12 protein-coding genes are annotated in these 16,770 nt (G+C 65.1%); 3 read left to right on the plus strand and 9 right to left on the minus strand.

Annotated features, from left to right (window positions below; all coding sequences use genetic code 11):
- Positions 1-227: 227 nt before the first annotated feature.
- Entirely contained in the window at positions 228-6,365 is a 6,138-nt protein-coding gene (locus tag L8F45_RS03375) for an apolipoprotein A-IV repeat region-like domain-containing protein (protein ID WP_342361478.1), read from the plus strand.
- 131 nt (positions 6,366-6,496) lie between these two features.
- Positions 6,497-6,922: a membrane protein insertion efficiency factor YidD gene (gene yidD / locus L8F45_RS30805; protein ID WP_425329976.1), complete on the plus strand. Its 426-nt coding sequence runs from the start codon at positions 6,497-6,499 to the stop codon at positions 6,920-6,922.
- A 10-nt stretch (positions 6,923-6,932) separates the two neighbouring features.
- On the opposite strand, the gene L8F45_RS03380 is transcribed toward yidD, so the two are convergent.
- The 4 genes from L8F45_RS03380 to L8F45_RS03395 form a co-directional block, all read right to left on the minus strand.
- On the minus strand, positions 6,933-7,520 hold the full coding sequence (locus L8F45_RS03380; protein ID WP_342361479.1) for an ABC-type transport auxiliary lipoprotein family protein: 588 nt from the start codon (positions 7,518-7,520) through the stop codon (positions 6,933-6,935).
- 125 nt (positions 7,521-7,645) lie between these two features.
- Complete coding sequence (locus L8F45_RS03385) at positions 7,646-8,974, minus strand: MlaD family protein (RefSeq protein WP_342361480.1); 1,329 nt, start codon at positions 8,972-8,974, stop codon at positions 7,646-7,648.
- 10 nt (positions 8,975-8,984) lie between these two features.
- Entirely contained in the window at positions 8,985-9,797 is an 813-nt protein-coding gene (locus L8F45_RS03390) for an ABC transporter ATP-binding protein (protein ID WP_342361481.1), read from the minus strand.
- A 2-nt stretch (positions 9,798-9,799) separates the two neighbouring features.
- A complete protein-coding gene (locus L8F45_RS03395) occupies positions 9,800-10,987 on the minus strand; it encodes an ABC transporter permease (RefSeq protein ID WP_342361482.1) in 1,188 nt (395 codons plus the stop codon).
- Positions 10,988-11,039: 52 nt separating this feature from the next.
- Here L8F45_RS03395 and dgcA point away from each other — a divergent pair, with 52 nt between their 5' ends.
- The gene (gene dgcA, locus L8F45_RS03400) at positions 11,040-12,026 is read left to right on the plus strand and encodes an N-acetyl-D-Glu racemase DgcA (RefSeq protein WP_342361483.1); all 987 of its coding nucleotides are present in this window, start codon (positions 11,040-11,042) and stop codon (positions 12,024-12,026) included.
- 47 nt (positions 12,027-12,073) lie between these two features.
- Here dgcA and L8F45_RS03405 read toward each other — a convergent pair whose 3' ends face one another.
- The 5 genes from L8F45_RS03405 to L8F45_RS03425 all read right to left on the minus strand — a co-directional run bounded on the left by L8F45_RS03405 (position 12,074) and on the right by L8F45_RS03425 (position 16,753).
- Positions 12,074-12,247, minus strand: a complete 174-nt coding sequence (locus L8F45_RS03405) for a hypothetical protein (protein ID WP_342361484.1) — start codon at positions 12,245-12,247, stop codon at positions 12,074-12,076.
- A 58-nt stretch (positions 12,248-12,305) separates the two neighbouring features.
- Complete coding sequence (locus L8F45_RS03410) at positions 12,306-12,956, minus strand: cysteine hydrolase family protein (protein ID WP_342361485.1); 651 nt, start codon at positions 12,954-12,956, stop codon at positions 12,306-12,308.
- Between the two features lie 124 nt (positions 12,957-13,080).
- Positions 13,081-14,688, minus strand: coding sequence for an ATP-dependent acyl-CoA ligase (locus L8F45_RS03415; RefSeq protein WP_342361486.1), 1,608 nt, complete (start codon positions 14,686-14,688; stop codon positions 13,081-13,083).
- Complete coding sequence (locus L8F45_RS03420; RefSeq protein ID WP_342361487.1) at positions 14,685-15,512, minus strand: cyclase family protein; 828 nt, start codon at positions 15,510-15,512, stop codon at positions 14,685-14,687. Before L8F45_RS03420 ends, L8F45_RS03415 begins: the two co-directional genes overlap by 4 nt.
- On the minus strand, positions 15,509-16,753 hold the full coding sequence (locus L8F45_RS03425; RefSeq protein WP_342361488.1) for an SDR family NAD(P)-dependent oxidoreductase: 1,245 nt from the start codon (positions 16,751-16,753) through the stop codon (positions 15,509-15,511). Before L8F45_RS03425 ends, L8F45_RS03420 begins: the two co-directional genes overlap by 4 nt.
- Between the last annotated feature and the right edge of the window lie 17 nt (positions 16,754-16,770).

The raw sequence follows: 16,770 nt of genomic DNA on the forward strand, positions 1-16,770 counted from the left end.
CTGGCGTGCGCGCCTTGTTCCCGCCCAGAGTCGGGCGCCATGGTAACTGATGCGTTAACGAAGATTCTGGATTTCTGGGTGATGGGCGTTTCCTCAAAGTCTCCCGTTCTTTACATTCCGGCCGGTTAACTTGCGTTAACGTGTGGAGTGGTGTGCGTGCTCGCCGGCTGGCGCCCGGTCCGCGCTCCGCGCGTGACGCAGGTGAACAGCGGACAAAGAGGCGTAAGATGGCGACCAAGAAGGCCAAGGATCCGACCGAGGCGGCTCTATCGGCCATTGAGGAGGCGCTGAAGCTGGGCGGCGAAGCCGAGCCGAAAGCGTCGGAGGGAAGGGTCGCCGAGATGAAGTCCGCCGATCGCGACGGCCTGCGGTTGCCGCGGGCGGCGATCGCCGAGTCTTCTTTCCCAGCGGATTTCAAGACCGAGGCGCCTCAGTCGTCGTCATCGTCGGGTCCCGTGCGTCCCGACGTGCAGCGCGCCGCGAATGACCAGAATGCGTCGCTCGGGCCGCTCATCGGCATGATGCAGCGCAAGCCGTCGCGCCGTCCTTACGTCTATGCCACGCTCGCCTCGATTCTATGGGCTGCGATTGCGATCCTGTTCGTGATGTGGCGCGTACCGATCGAGTCGGCGGCCTCGCTGCGCGAAGCGCCGCCGCAGTTGCTGGCTTTCTGCGCCTTTATCATTCTCGCGCCGATCGGCTTTCTCTATGTGATGGCGACGCTCGCGTCGCGCGCGCAGGAGATGCGTCTTTCGGCCCAGGCGATGGCGCAGGCCGCGATGCGATTGAGCGAGCCTGAATCCATGGCGTCCGACTCGATGGTTCGCCTGTCGCAGGCGATCCGCCGCGAGGTTGCGGCCATGGGCGATGGCATCGAGCGCGCGGTCGCGCGCGCGGGCGAGCTTGAGACGCTCGTCCATTCCGAGATTTCGACGCTGGAGCGCGCCTACGCCGAAAATGAAATCCGCATCCGCGGCCTGATCGACGAACTCGTGGCGCAGCGCCAATCGATCGTCAGCAACGCCGAGCGCGTGCAGACGGCGATATCAGGCGCACAGGAAAGCCTCACGACGGATCTGCAGAAGGCGACCGAACGCGTCTCGACGACGCTCGCCGACGCCGGCGACAAGGTGACGACCGAATTCACCAGCCGCACCACGAATATCGCGCAGTCGATCGCCGGCGCGGGCGACGATCTTCTCTCCCGTCTCGGCCAGACCGGCGATCATGTGGTCAATCGCGTCGCGACGATCGGCGAAGAGACCCATGCGCGCTTCAGCCGCATCGGCGAGGACATCAATGCGCGCCTGACGACAACGGGCGAGAGCCTGAATGAACAGCTCGCCGCCACCGGCGAGCATGCCGTGCATATGCTGACGACCACCACGGCCGACACCGACGCGCGGCTCGCGCGCATCGCCGATCAGGTGACGTCGCGCCTGACCGACACCGGGCTGCAGGCGGCGGAGCTGCTTTCGACCTCGACGGCGGAGTCGGACGCGCGGCTGACTGATGTGATCGACCGGATGACTTCGCGTCTCACGGAAACGAGCGAACGCGCGGTTCACCTCCTGACCTCGACCACATCCGATTCCGACCAGCGGCTGACGCTGATCGCGGACCAGATGGCGACGCGGCTCACCGACACGGGCCGGCAGGCGGCGGAGCTGCTTTCGGCCTCGACGGCGGAATCCGACTCGCGCCTGACAGATGTTCTCGAACGCATGACGGCGCGGCTCGCCGAGACCAGCGAGCATGCCGTCCATATTCTGACGTCGACGACCGCCGACTCTGACGCGCGCCTGACAATGGTCGCGGAACAGATGACGGCGCGGCTGCTCGACACGAGCGACAGCGTATCCGATCGCCTCGGGCGCACGGGCGAAGATCTCGCTTCGCGCGTGTCCGCGACGAGCGAGGACGCGCATGCGCGCCTCGCAGCCATCAGCAATCACGTATCGACCAGTCTCTCCGATACGAGCCGGATGATTCTGGCCGATCTCACCACGTCAGGCGAAAGCCTCGCGACGCAGCTTGCGCTGACCGGCGACGGCGTGTCGACGCAACTCGTGGCGGCCGGCGAGCGGCTGACGAATCATCTCGCCGTGACCGGCGAGAACGTGATGGCGCAGTTCGCATCGAGCGGCGACACTCTGACCTCGCAGCTTGCCTCGTCCGGTAGCGCTCTCATTTCGCAGTTCATGTCGACGGGTGAAAACCTGCACACGCAACTCGCTTCCACAGGCGAAAATCTCGCGCTGCATCTCGCGACAACCAGCTCTGAAGCCAATGAGCGCCTCAGCCTGATCGCCGAAGACGTGATCGGCCGCCTGACCGCCACCAGCGACAACGCGCATGAGCGTCTGTCGACGATCGGCGACACCGTCACAACGCGTCTCTCGACCGTCGGCGGCCATCTCACCGATCGCCTTGCGACGATCGGTGACGACGTCACGTCGCGCCTCGCCTCGACGGGCGACACCGTGACGACGCTGCTCGCCACGACAGGCGAACGCTTGACCGGCCAGCTTTCCTCGACCAGCGACGAGGCCAATGCGCGGCTCGCCGCCATCAGCGACGATCTCACATCGCGCCTTGCGTCCACCGGCGAACTGGTCACGACGCAACTCGCAGCCACCGGTGAAGCGGCGAATGATCGTCTCGCCAATATTGGTGCCGACATCACTGGCAAGATCAGCGGCACGGCGAACGAGGTCGTCACGACGCTTACCGCTCATGGCGAGAACGTCACCCATGCGCTCAGCGAGATCGGCGGCCGCGTGGCTGGCGAAATCGCGTTGCGCAGCGACAATGTGGTGGCGGTGCTGACCCAGCACAGCGATGCGGTCACGCAGTCGCTCAGCGAGACAAGCTCGCGCGTGACAGGCGAGATCGCGCAACGCGGTCAGCTCGTGGTCGATGCGCTGTCTGCCCACGGCGATCAGCTCACGAACGCGCTGACCGAGACCAGCAACCGCGTGGCCGGCGAAATCGCCGAGCGCGGCCACCTTGTCCATGGCATGCTGGAGCATACCGGCAGTTATCTCGTCGACGGCTTCGCGCGCCGCGGCTCCGAAGTGAACGACAATCTGCGCACGCTTGGCGAGTCGCTCATCTCCGAACTGACCACGCGCGGGACGCAGGTCACGGACAAGCTCGACGAGACCGGGCTGCGCGTGTCCGAAACCTTCGCTCATCACGGCGAAGAACTCGCGCGCCGCCTCGCCAACAGCGGCGACAGCATCCACGAGACGATCGTGGTGCATGGCGAGAACCTGCATCAGAAGCTGCTCGATTCCAGCCGCGAGCTCAACGACATGCTCGGTGGCCGCACCGTAGAGATCACCCAGTCGCTGCGCGCCCACACTTCGGAAATCGATGACAAGCTGCGCGGCCATGTCGATGTGATCGCGAGCACCGGCCGCGAGATCCAGGACGTGATCGGCAATCGCGCTGCGTCGATCGCCCATGCGATCAGCGCGCACACCGCCGATATGGACGAGCGTCTGCGCGGCCATGCCGACTATCTCTCATCGACGGTCGCGGGGCATGTGGAGTCGCTGGAGACGCGCATCGCCGTGGTCCGCGATCAGACGGAGACCGCCATCGCGGCCCATGCGGCCGATCTCGAGCGTCGCGTGGCGTCGGCCAGCGAAGGCGCAGCGTCGTTGTTCAGCCAGCGCTCGGCCGAAGCCGCCGCCACCTTCGAGCGCTATTCGCACCAGTTCTCGCAGGAGTTCGGTCAGCGGCTTGCCGATTTCGAGCAGGTCGTCGCCCGCGACGGCGGCGCGCTCGCGGCGAAGATCGCCGCCGACGCGGCGCATTTCACCGAAACCGTCGGTTCGAAATTCGCGGCGATCGAGGCGATCGTCACGACCCAGGGTCACGCTCTCGCGGATCGGCTGGAGAACCAGACGCAGGCGACGGCCAACATCATCGAAAACAAGATGTCGGAATTCGAGACCCGTTCGACCGACACGGTCAACGGGATTACGGCAGGCATCGAAGGGCTGTTCGGCCGCCTCGACACCAGCCTGCGGCTGGGTTCGAATTCGATCAGCGAGACGCTGATGACGCGCACCCGCGAAATCGCGCAGGTGTTGGGCGAGGGCGGTCGCGAAGTCACGCGCGCGATGGAGGCCAAGGCGGCGGAAATCTCGCAGGCCTTCGCCGGCCGCAGCCAGGACGTCGCCAGCATGCTGTCCGGCCGCAGCGAGGAGATCTCCTCGTTGCTCAGTGATCGCACGCAGGAGATCGCTTCGCTGCTCACGGGCCGCACGGAGGAAGTCGCTTCGATGCTGTCTGGCCGCAGCAACGAGGTCGCATCGATGCTCGCCGCCAAGAGCAGCGAGATGGAACGGCGGCTGCGCGAGCGCTCCGAAGAGATGTCGGCGACGATCGAGCGCGGCGCGCTAGATTTCGAGAGCCATGTCGGCAAACTCGGCGAGATTTCGAGCTCGCTGTCGCAGCGCTCGCAGGAGCTCGGCGAGCTGTTCGACGGCCGCGCGACCGACATCATGAACGATCTCGCCCAGCGCGGCGATCGTCTGGTGCGCGATGTCGCCGATGTCGGCGCGACGGTCATTCGTGCGCTCGACGATCGCGGCTCGACGCTGCGGCAGGCGATGCAGGCCGCCTCCTCGCATGTTTCGGAGACTGTCGAAAACGCCACGAGTGGTCTGATCGACGTCAACATGCGGTTGAAGAGCGATGTGTCGCAGACGGCTTCGCGCCTGCAGGAAGCCAGTCAGGCGCTGCAGAAGCTGGTCGGCGGCGCGCAGGAGAGCCTCGGCCGCGTCGAGCATCAGCTTGGCGAACGCGTGCGTGATCTGGAAACGGTCATGGGCGCGGTCACCAACGAGACCGAGCGCGCGACGACAAAGGTAGCCGAGCAGGTCAGCGAATTCCGCCGGGCGTCGACGGGCGCGCTGGGCGACGCTGCGGCTCTGGTTGCGCGTCTCGACGAGCATGGCCGGCGCCTGGTGGACACGACCCAGACGCATGCGGCGGCGCTGGCGGATTCCGCCGCAAGTCTTGAAGCGATCGAACAGCGCATCGGCGGCTCGCTCGAAGAGCGCCGCTCGATCCTCGAGAATCTGGCGTCGCTGATCGATAGCAAGACGGCTGACGTCGAGTCGATAAGCCGCTCCTTCGCTTCGCTGGTGGAGGATTCGCTCAAGGAGACGGAGGATCGCGCCCGCGCCATCGGCTCGGTGCTTGCCGACTCCGCGCAGGCGACAACCGTTGCGCTTGGTGAGCAGTTCAATGTGCTGCGCAGCGAGACGACGCGCGAACGTGAGCGCGCGGCTGCGGCGTTGCGCACCGCCTATGAAGATGTGGCTGAAGAAATGGCCCGCTCGCTCAATGAAGCGACGGAGCGTTTCCGCGACGCGACCGGCGAGTTGCGTTCGATGAGCGGCGACATCCAGCGCGAACTCGACCGCACGCGGGCCGAATTGCAGCGCGGCGTGCTTGAACTGCCCGAGGACACGAAGGAAGCGACGTCGGCGCTGAGGCGCGTGGTGTCCGACCAGATCAAGGCGCTCAACGAGTTGACCGATATCGTGACGCGGTCAGGCCGCTCGTTCGACGTGGTCGAGCCTGGGCCGCAAGTGCTTCCGCAGCAGCCTGCGCAACAGGCTTATTCCTATCCGGCCCAGCCGACCTATCAGCAGCCGCAGCCTTACGCGCCGCCGCCACAGCCAGCGCGGCCCGCTCCGCAGATGCCGGCGAGCGCGCCGTTCCCTGCAGCGCAGCCTCGCCGCCAGGAGCCGCCGCAGCCGATCGGTCCGTCCCTGCCGCAAGGCCAGACGCGCCGCGCCGCTGAGCCGCTGCAGCCTCCGCCGCCGCCTCTGCGAGGCGCGGTCTCGCCGTCGCGGACGCCTGAGCGTCCGCCGCAGCCTGCGGCGAAGCCGGCCGCCAAGCCGGCGCAGGACGCGCGCGGCTTTGGCCTCTCGGACATCCTGTCGCGCGTGAACTGGGACGAGGCCCCGCCGGCTGAAGCCAGCAATGGCCTGCATGCGCTTGAATCGCTCGACGCGCTTTCCAGCGATATCGCGCGCATGATCGACCATGAGCAGGCGCTCGCCATGTGGGAGCGCTATCGCAATGGCGAGCGCAATGTGTTCACGCGTCGTCTCTACACGCCGCAGGGCCAGCAGACCTTCGACGAGGTCAGCCGCCGCTATCGCCGCGATCCGGGTTTCCGCGAGACGGTCGATCGCTATGTCGAGGAGTTCGACCGGCTGTTCTCGGACGCGACGCGCAATGATCGCGATCACAAGATCGCCCGCGCCTATCTCTCCTCAGAGACAGGCAAGGTCTACACCTTGCTTGCGCATGCGAGCGGCAGGCTCGAAAGCTAGGCCGTCCTCGCGAGCTATTAGGAGGAGCTATTAAATGAGAAGGCCGCCTCTTGGGCGGCCTTTGTATGTGCGGCTTCGCACGCTCGTTCGCGCTCTCGTTTGCAAAGAATTTCGCGCGATCGGAAAAAGCGATGCTTGGTTACGCGACCGCAGGATCGATCATCCTCTACCAGCGCTGGGTTTCGCCGCGTAAGGGTTATTGCTGCGCATATCGCCGTCTGACCGGACGCTTCTCATGCTCGGAATATGGGCGTCGTATTGCGTTGCGGGCTGGCGCGCTGGCGTTTGCGCGCGGTTTGCCCCGGCAATTCGAGCGCTGTCGCCGGGCGCGCGCCATCCTCATTGCGCAGAGCCTGCACAGCGAGCCAGATGCTGCGCCGCATGCGGAAAGCGACGATCGGGAGCAGCGAAGGAAGGGCCGGAAACCTGCTTCAGCCTCGTCATCGTCCGATTGCGGATCCAGCGGAGTTGGCGACTGCACGCCTGATCTCGGGATTGGCGACTGCACGCCCGATATTGGCGCCTGCGATATTGACTTCGGCTATTGCTCCTGGTGATCGCGACTGTTCAGCCGCGGCCGGCGGTCCAGGAAACAATATCGACAAGCACGCGCGAAAGGGCTGTGTCGAGGGCTGCCGCCGCGCTTGCCGCGTCGGCGGTCGCGGGCTCCCGCGCCGTGAAGACGCGTGACGCGCTGACGCGGCCGGTGGCGTCGCGGATCAGCTTCACAGTGATTTCGACGACGGCTTCGCCGAGATCGGCGTTCACCTCAAAGGCGCGGATATCGATGTTGATCTGTCGATCGGGCGTGATCCGCTCGCCGGGGCGGCCGATGCCGGCGGTCATGCCGACATTCTCGAAAGTCTGGATGAGGCGGGTCTGGATCAGGCGCGGCAGCCGATCGGCCCATTGGCCACCCTTGAGCACCGCCACCTGATCGCCCTGGCGGACCACGATCCGGTCGCCGTCGTAAATCAGCAGCGATAGCGGCTCCGCGACGACGAATTGGCCGGAGGGACGACCGCGCACGGGTCCGCGCGGCGCGGTCAGGTCGAAGGTCGCCGGCGCCGGACCGCTCGAACAGGCGGCCGCGACGAGCGCGATTCCCCACGCCAGCGTGATCTTCGCCAACTTCGTCGATATCTTCCGCGTCACCGGATCGCCGCCACCTTGCTCACCCGGATCGCGGGGCCTCGTCGCGACGCGGCCTGCAGGCGGCGAAGCGCTCCCTCCTCAACCATATTTGCGGCAATCCGAACAGGGGGCGGCCTTGGGCGGCGTCATCGACGGCCCTGATATTCCGGCAGCGTGGACTGGCCGCCGAAGATGAGCTGGTTCGGATTCTTCTCGATCGACCGCACGGCGCGGCTGAGATCATTCAGCGTGCGCCGTCCGTCCGTGGTCAGAGCTTCAAGGTCACGCAGGCCGGGACCCGTGACGCGCTTCAGGCCGACTGTGATGTCGGCGGTGCGCTTGTCGAGATTGTCGGCGAGTGTTCTGACCGAGCGCGCCGCGGCGCCGATGTCGGCCATCATGCCTTTCGCTTCGCCATCGGGGCCGGTGCCGAAGAATTTCTCGACCGCCGCCAGCACGCCGTCGACGCGCGAAGAGGCCTTGTTCAGCCGGTCCGACATCGACGCGAAATCTTTCAGCGTCTTGTCGATCTCTTCCTTGTTGGCGCCGATCGTCGTCGTCACGCGGTCGATATTTTCAAGCGAACGGGCGACGAGCGCGGGATCGACGCCGCGCAGCACGTTGGATGCGTCTGCGAGCACTGCGTCGAGCTTGGCCGAGCTTTCGTTCAACCGTCGCGCCAGCGCCGCCGTATCCTTCAGCAAGGAGTCGATCTGTTGTTTGTTGGAGCCGATCGCGTCCGAGAAAGCCTCCACATTGCCGACGATGCGCGACACGCGCTGCGGCTCGACCGCCTTCACGACGGTTTCAAGTTCGTTGGTGAAGCCTTCGAGCTTGGCGGCGAGAGTCGCGATGCGCTCGCCGGCGAGCGTCGTCGAAGCGAGGAAACGATCGATGCCGTTGGAGTTTTGGGCGAGCGCCTTGGTGAAGGTCTCGACATTGTTCACGGTGCGACCCACCGATTGCTCATTATCGGCGAACAGCTTGTCGACGCGATTCAAGACGTCGTCAGCCCGGCGCGACAATCGCTGCACGGTCTCCATGATGTCCTGGAAATCGGAGCGGTCGGCGAAGATGGTCGCGACCGTTCCGTCAGGCGCAGGCGTCAGCGCCGTCGAACCCGGCTCGCCGCCGGAGAGCTGGATCGCGGCGACGCCGGTCAGGCCCTGATATTCCAGGCGGGCGCGAGTGTCGGAGCGCATCGGCGTCGTCGGATCGACCTCGATGATGGCGACGACGCGGCGCGGGTCCTCGGGCAGCAGGCTAATGGTGGTGACTTCGCCGACCCTGAGGCCGTTGAAGAGCACGCTCGCGCCGCGCAGCAGGCCCGAGACGGAACCCGAGAACACCACGCGGTAGGACAGGCGATTGCCCTTGCCGCTGGCGCCGGCGAACCAGATGGCGAAGCCGAACATCGCCGCCACAGCTGCAAGCGTGAACAGGCCGATCAGCGCGTAATTGGCTCTGGTCTCCACGCCCGTCCCTTCAACCCGTTGGTCGGCCGGTGATCGCCCGGCCGCGCTTGCCATGGAAATATGACCGCAACCAGGGATGGTCCGATGCAAGCATCTCGTCCATCGGCCCTGCGGCGATGACTTTGCCGTCGCCGAGCGCCGCCACGCGATCGCAGATCGTGTGCAGGCTGTCGAGGTCGTGAGTTACCATGAAGACGGTCAGGCCCAAAGTCTTCTGCAAGGTCGAGATCAGCTCGTCGAAGTCGCCGGCGCCGATCGGATCGAGGCCCGATGTCGGCTCGTCGAGGAAGACGATGTCCGGGTCGAGCGCGAGCGCGCGGGCCAGCGCCGCGCGCTTGATCATTCCGCCTGACAATTCCGACGGAAACTTGTCGGCCGCGTCCGCGCTCAATCCGACCATCTCGATCTTGAGGATCGCGAGTTCGTCCATCAGCTTTTCCGACAGGTCGAGATATTCGCGCATCGGCACCTGGATGTTTTGCTTGACGGTCAAGGCGGAGAACAGCGCCCCGTGCTGGAACAGCACGCCCCACCGCCGTTCGATCGCGCGCCTTTCCTTGTCCGAAATGCGGTCGAGATCGCGGCCGAGCACCTCAATGACGCCGCTCGTCTTCTTGACCAACCCCATGACGGTGCGCATCAGCACCGACTTGCCGGCGCCTGAGGGGCCGACGAAGCCGAGCACTTCGCCGCGATAGACATCGAGCGACAGGCCATCGAGGACTGGCTTCTGGTTGAAGCCGACCACGAGGTCGCGAACGCTGATGACCGGCTCGCGCGAATTCGCGGGGCGCGCCGCCGCTCTGATCGTGCTGGCAAGCATTGTCAGTATCGAATCGCGGCGAAGAACATGGCGAACAGCCCGTCCATGACGATCACCATGAAGATCGCCTTCACCACTGATGACGTCACCTGGCGGCCGAGCGACTCCGCCGAGCCTTCCACGGCGAGCCCTTCGATCGCCGCGATCACGCCAATGACCAACGCCATGAAGGGCGCCTTGATCAGGCCGACCAGGAACGTGTTCATGCCGATCGCCTGCTGCAGGCGGGAGACGAAAATCTCGGGACTGATCCCGCCATAGACCCAGGCGACAACGCCGGCGCCAAACATCGCCGCCATGGAGGACAGGAAGGAGAGGATCGGCAGCGAGATCACCAGCGCGAGAAGACGGGGAATCACGAGCACCTCGACCGGGTCGAGGCCCATCACTCTCAGCGCGTCGATCTCCTCGCGCATTTTCATCGAGCCGATCTCGGCGGTGAAAGCGCTGCCGGAGCGGCCGGCCACCATGATCGACGTCAGCAATACGCCCAGTTCGCGCAGCACCAGCACGCCGACGAGATTGACCACGAAAGCGGTCGCGCCGAAGCGCTGGAGCTGGAAGATGCCCTGCTGCGCGACAATCGCGCCGACGAGAAACGAGATCAGCGTGATGATCGGCACGCCGCGAAGCGCGATATGCTCGATCTGCTGCGTCAGCGCCGCCGGCCTGTAACGCCGCGGCGACAGGATGACGCGCGCCGCCGCCGATACGATCGCGCCCAGGAATTCGACGCCCTTGAAGAAATCCTTGCCGGCGATGCACACCGACTCGCCGATGTCGGCGAGGAAATCGACGAAGTTCGGTTGACGCCGGCCGCCAGGCCGCTCGATCGCCTTCTCCGCGACCTCGTCGAGAAGCAGGGTCTGTTCGGCGCGGGCGCCCGATATCTGAAAGGTCGCGCCCTCCTTCTCGACATCTCTCCTCAAGCGATGGACGACCCAGGCGCCGAGCATGTCGAGATGAGTGATCGCCGAGAGATCGAGAGTGAAGCTGCGCACGCCCGCGAGCTGTTCGCCGAGCGCTTCGATCCGCTCTTCAACGAGATCACCGGTTTCGGAAGTCCAGCGCCCGCCGAGCCGCGCGCGCGCGCCGTCAGCGCTGCGATCCAGCGCGAAAAACGGCTCATCGGACGAGGCGATGGAGTGCGACAGGGGAGGGCTCGATTGCGGCGTTGAGTCGGGCCGCATACTGTCCGCCCCTGCCAGCCCCCGCAAGGATCGGGCGAAACAGGATCATCACATGCCGCAACTGGAGATCGCCGTCGAACGCTGGCCGATCGCCGCGCCTTTCACCATCGCCAGGGGCTCCAAGACCGAGGCGATCGTCGTCGTGGCGACGATTTCCGACGGCCGCGCGAGCGGGCGCGGCGAGTGCGTGCCTTATCCCAGATATGGCGAGACGCCGGAATCGGTGGTCGCGCAGATTGAGGCGATCCGTGGCGCCATCGAGGCCAGCGCCGACCGCGACGCCTTGCAGACGCTCATGCCCGCCGGCGCCGCGCGCAACGCGGTCGATTGCGCCTTGTGGGATTATGACGCGAAACGACTTGGCGTGCGCGCAGCCGACATGGCCGGCGTCGGCCGCGTCAGGCCCGCCGTCACTGCCTATACGCTGAGCCTCGCCGACCCTGATGTCATGGGCGCTGCGGCGGCGAAGGCGGCGGATCGCCCGGTGCTCAAGATCAAACTCGGCGGCGGCGATGGGCGCGACCCGGCGCGGCTCGCCGCCGTGCGTCGCGGCGCGCCTGACGCGATGCTGCTTGTGGATGCGAATGAAGGCTGGAGCGCCGCTAATCTGAGCGACAATCTTACGGCCTGCGCCGACGCCGGCGTCACCCTTGTAGAGCAACCCTTGCCCGTCGCCGAAGATGAGGCCCTGCGCGATCTTCCTCGCCCTGTGCCTATCTGCGCGGATGAGAGCGTGCATGGGCGCGACACGCTCGATCGTCTCATCGGGCTCTATGATCTGATCAACATCAAGCTCGACAAGACGGGCGGCCTGACCGAGGCGCTGGCTCTCGCGGATGCGGCGCAGGCGAGGGACTTCGGCCTGTTCATCGGCTGCATGGTGGGCACGTCGCTTGGCATGGCGCCGGCGATGTTGCTCGCGCCGAAAGCGCGCTTCGTCGATCTCGACGGCCCGCTGCTGCTGGCGCGCGATCGCGAACCGGCGCTGCGCTATGAAGGCAGCATCGCCCATCCGCCGGAGCCCGCCCTCTGGGGCTGATCCGGCGCAGCTTCAGAAAATCGCCGCTCGATCCCCAAGGGTTGGAATCAGCGATGATATCGAACAGCGTCAGCAAGAGATAGGCTGACCTCTCCGACGCCATGCTTCAGCGTGTCCAGCCGATGCGCAGGAACCGAGCGCTCGCGCGTCAATCCGCAAAGATCGGTCGTGACGAGAGTCGTCAGCGAAGTACGACGCGGCGGCGTCGGGGCGTCGATCATGCGCTTGTCCTCATCGTGACGACCGCCGGCGTCTTTGTTCGCTCCAGCATGGTTGCAGTTATCCTCGAACTGCTGAAACGGTCGCGATTTCCGAGAGCATGTCGCCGAGCCCTATCGTTCTGCAATAGCCGCCGAAGGCCTTGAGCGCGCCGGAGTGGCGCTCGGGCGTGTATGTGCTGCAGCAATCCGACACGCAGATCGGATAATAGCCGCGATCGGCGGCATCGCGCACCGCCATGTCGACGCACTGATCGGTGAGGAGACCAACGATCATGAGGTGCTGGACGCCGAGATTTCGCAGGACATAGTCGATATTTGTCGAATTGAAGACGCCGGACGACGTCTTGGGAAGCACGATGTCGTCGTCATCAGGCGCAATGGCGTCGATCACCTTTCCCTCCCATGCGCCCTTGGGCACGAAGATTCCCGACAGCTTGTAATCGAGGCTGCGGTCGCGGCCGTCGCGCGTCAGGCTCTCGACCACGGTGTAGACGACTTCGATGCGCGCCTGCCGGCAGGCTGCGATCAATTTTGCGATATTTGGAACGACGCGTGCTTCGAGATCAGCGACGAAGGCCGGATGGTCGCGGCGGACGGGCTTAGCGATTTCGAGATTCTGCACGTCCACGATCAGCAATGCGCTCGCGGTTGGTTCAATCGGCGTCTCTCGTCGCAGCCGCACATCCTGCGGGCGTGGCGATTGTGTCATGCTCAGTCTCTGAAAGTGCAATGGTTTCAGCGGTAGCCGCGATTTGGAAGCGAAGCAATGAGCGAGCCAGTTTCGCTCTATGGGTCGCTCTTTGATGCGGAGCGGCCGTGCGCTGCGATGGCGTCTAGCGCCGCCTGCCTCCGCGGCTCAGTCTGTAGCCCGCGGCTTCGCGATCCCATGTCGCGCTCGTCACGCCTCGCTCCCTGAGCTTATATTTCTGCACCTTGCCGTTCTCCGTGCGCGGAAGCTCGGAGACGAAGTCGAGAAAACGCGGAATCGCGAAATAAGGCAGTCGCGTCTCGCAATGACTCATGATCACGATGGGATCGACGTCGCGGCCGCCGCGCAAACTGATCGCCGCCATCACCTCGTCCTCGGCCAGCTCCGACTTCACGGGATAGACCGCCGCGATCTCCACGTCGGGATGGCTCATCAACGCCTGCTCGACTTCAAAGGCCGAGATGTTTTCGCCGCGGCGGCGAATGGCGTCTTTCAACCTGTCAGCGAAACGGAAATAGCCGTCCTCATCGCGCAACACGCGATCGCCCGTGTGGAACCAAAGGTTGCGCCACGCTTCGACGGTTTTATCGGGCATGCCGAAATAGCCCGTGGCGAAAGCGAATGGCTCGCTTGCGCGCAGCACAAGTTCTCCCATTTCACCCACGGGAACCTCGACATCCTGGTCGTCGACCACGCACGCTTCGTAACCCTTGCGCACGCGCCCCATGAAACCGGGCTTCTGCGCGTCGACGGTGTCACCAATTACGAAGTTGGTCTCTGTCGAGCCATAGCCTTCGATCAGGCGCGCGCCGGTGCGTTCAGCGAATTGGGCCATGAGCTCAGCCGGCGCGCCGGGGGCTAGTCCGACGCGCGCGCGATGCGCGCGTTCATGCTCGGTTCTGTCTTGCGCGAGAAGGATTGGCACCATGGCGCCAAGGACATAGATCACCGTCGCCTGATGCCTGACCATCGCCGGCCAGAATCCGGACGCGGAAAATCTTTGCTCGAACGCCATGTGGGCGCCAGTCAGAAGCGCTTGGGCGAAGGTGTTGAGCGCGTTGATGTGAAACAGCGGCAACGTTGTGCAGAGCACATCGTCAGACGTGACTTCGAGCAGTTCGCTGCTGTTGACGCCCCACCAGTAATATTGCGCGTGCGCGCACATCACGCCCTTGGAGGGGCCCGTCGTCCCTGATGTGTAGAGGATGGCGAAGGTGTCGCCAGGAGCGACGGCTGCGGCTTCCGCAGGCTCGGATCGCGGCGGCAGCGGCTCGGACGGAATCTCAACAGTCGTCTTGGCGCTACCGACAATCCAGATTTTTTCGAGGCTCGGCGCGAGCGGCTGCGCATGCTCCAGCCGCTCGACGAAATCCGCGTCGATGACGAGCAGTCGCGCGCCGCTGTTCGCGAGATAATAGCTGATCTGCGGACCCATCGCCGCGGTGTTGATCGGCACGGCGATGGCGCCAATCCAGCCGCAGGCGAGCAGGATCTCCATGATTTCGAGATGATTGCCGCACAGCATCGCGACCCGATCGCCGCGCGAGATTCCTGCCTTCAGCAGCGCGCCGCCACGGCGCGCCGCGATGTCGCGCGCATCTCTGAACGACCATGTCGTGTCGCCGAATGTGAGCAGCGGCCGATCGCCGTGGCGCTCGGCCTGCGCCTGCAGCATTCGCGGCAACGTCCGCGCCGGCGGCTCGAGAAAAGTGATGTGCGATGAACTGCTCATGAGCGTGCGGCGACAGGAGAGTGCGATGGAGCCAGCGCCAGCACGCGCAGCGGACTGCCGCTGCCCTGCAGGATTTTCAGCGGCGCGGCGATCAGGCTCGCGCCAACGGGCGGCAGGAGGTCGAGATTGGTCAGGCATTGCAGCCCATAACGGCCGGCCCCGTGCATGTAGTAATGGCAGGGATAGGGCGGCTGGAAATGCGCCGCCTGTCCGGCGTCCGTGCCAATCGTTTCCGTTCCGAAGCCGAGAATGTCGCGCTCTCGCAGGAGGAATTTCACCGCCTCGACATCCGGGCCGGGCGTGTGCTGACCGGTCTCGTCGAAATTCTGATAGGCGGCGGGATCGCTTTTTTTCGACCAGTCAGTTCGCATCAGCACCCAGGAGCGCGAGGGAATCTCGCCATGCTTCGCTTCCCAGGCGCGGATGAAATCCGGCGTCAGCAGAAAATCGGCGTCGCGCGCCGCTTCGGCAGAGCAGTCGATCACCACGGCGGGCGCGATGAATTCAGCGACGGGGATCGTGTCGGTCGAGGCGTTCGGCCGATCGCGCCCCGAGACCCAATGAATCGGCGCGTCGAAATGCGTGCCGGTATGTTCACCGAACGACAGATTGTTCCAGTACCATCCGCCGCCGCGATCGTCGTAGCGCGAGATTTCCTCCATGCGGAACGGCTGGCTCTGGCCGAGTTCGGGCGGCATGACGATGCTCGGAAATTCCGGCGAGAGCGTCTGTGTGAGATCAATGATCCTGACATCGCCTGACGCGAGCGCCGCCATCATCGCGGCGATGGCGGTCGCGCCATCAGGGCGGCTTGAGCGCGTCATTGGCCGAGCTCCCGCTCCAGCGCCTTCGGATTGTCGCGCCAGCGCGCCAGCCAATCCTGCGCGATATCGCCGGGATAAACGTCCTCGACAGTTCCTTGCAATGCGCCGACGACGGCGCGCGCCACCGCTGACGGCGACAGCTTCGGCGGCAATTGGAGCTGGTTCCATTCGTCATCGATCGGGCCCGGAAACACGTTGACGACGCGCACGCCGGCCTTGCGCATTTCGGCGCGCAACGCCTGCGCTGCGGACAGGCCTGCCGCCATCGACGCCGAATAGGTCGCATGCGCCGGAAAATTCGACAGCGCATAGATCGACAGAAGATTGACCCAGGCTACCGCGCTCGCAAATCCATCGGCGCCGCGCGCGCGCATCACCGGACCGAACGCCTGCGCCAGCCGCAGCAATCCGAAATAGTTCGTCTCCATTTCGCCCTTGGCGGTGTCGACGCCGCGGCGGTCGAAGACGCCGAAAGTGCGATGATGCTCGGCGGTGTTGATGAGGATGTCGACCTTGAACCCAAGCTCCGCAGCGAGTTCGTTCACCGAACGCGTGTCGGTGACGTCGAGCGGCACAAGAGCCGTCTTCGGCAATGACGCGATGGCGCTCCAGCCCGGCGGATTGCGCCAGGGCTCGCAATATCCGGCCCAGACGAGGTCCGCGCCGGCATCGAGCGCGGCTCTCACCGTCGCTTGTCCCACGGGAGATTTCGCATCTGTCACCAGCACTTTCCGGAAGCGAAGGTCAGATGTCATGTCGCGCAGCTTCGGTTCATCGGATAGCGCAGATTTCTCATTTTCGGGCGTCGCGACAAGCGCTGTCTGACCGGCGCGGTCGAGAGCGGCTTCAACACGCACGCGCTGCGGCGCCGATCCGCAGCGATGATCGATATGGGCCACGAGAGTCACGCCTTCATCGAGACGCACGAGCCCAAGCCTCCAGGGCGTCCGCTCGCGGAAATAAAGCTCTTGCGAATGACGCAGCGTGGTGTCGCTGAGAAGGAGGCCGCGTCCTTCGGCCGCGCGCCATTCAAGATCGATCGAGAGGCATTCAAAGCAGGCTTCACGCGGCGGATACTGGGCTGCGCCGCAGGCCACGCAATATTGCAGTTCGAAGCGGCCCAACGCCGCGCCGCGTGTCAGACCAAGCGCGACGCGGCTGCGTCGATCCGGCGGCAGCGTCGGCTCGCGCGTCTTGAGGATTGGGTTCTTGCGCTTCGGGCGCTCGATCGTTTCGCTCATCGCTCCATCTCGCGGAC

The organism is Terrirubrum flagellatum (genome assembly GCF_022059845.1).
Classification (GTDB): Bacteria; Pseudomonadota; Alphaproteobacteria; order Rhizobiales; family Beijerinckiaceae; genus Terrirubrum; species Terrirubrum flagellatum.

What these genes read in the sequence shown, in the direction of transcription:
- L8F45_RS03375 (WP_342361478.1), top strand. Translation starts at nt 228, where the DNA reads ATGGCGACCAAGAAGGCCAAGGATCCGACCGAGGCGGCTCTATCGGCC.
- yidD (WP_425329976.1), top strand. Translation starts at nt 6,497, where the DNA reads ATGCTTGGTTACGCGACCGCAGGATCGATCATCCTCTACCAGCGCTGG.
- L8F45_RS03390 (WP_342361481.1), bottom strand. Translation starts at nt 9,797, where the DNA reads ATGCTTGCCAGCACGATCAGAGCGGCGGCGCGCCCCGCGAATTCGCGC.
- L8F45_RS03395 (WP_342361482.1), bottom strand. Translation starts at nt 10,987, where the DNA reads ATGCGGCCCGACTCAACGCCGCAATCGAGCCCTCCCCTGTCGCACTCC.
- dgcA (WP_342361483.1), top strand. Translation starts at nt 11,040, where the DNA reads ATGCCGCAACTGGAGATCGCCGTCGAACGCTGGCCGATCGCCGCGCCT.
- L8F45_RS03405 (WP_342361484.1), bottom strand. Translation starts at nt 12,247, where the DNA reads ATGATCGACGCCCCGACGCCGCCGCGTCGTACTTCGCTGACGACTCTC.
- L8F45_RS03410 (WP_342361485.1), bottom strand. Translation starts at nt 12,956, where the DNA reads ATGACACAATCGCCACGCCCGCAGGATGTGCGGCTGCGACGAGAGACG.
- L8F45_RS03415 (WP_342361486.1), bottom strand. Translation starts at nt 14,688, where the DNA reads ATGAGCAGTTCATCGCACATCACTTTTCTCGAGCCGCCGGCGCGGACG.
- L8F45_RS03420 (WP_342361487.1), bottom strand. Translation starts at nt 15,512, where the DNA reads ATGACGCGCTCAAGCCGCCCTGATGGCGCGACCGCCATCGCCGCGATG.
- L8F45_RS03425 (WP_342361488.1), bottom strand. Translation starts at nt 16,753, where the DNA reads ATGAGCGAAACGATCGAGCGCCCGAAGCGCAAGAACCCAATCCTCAAG.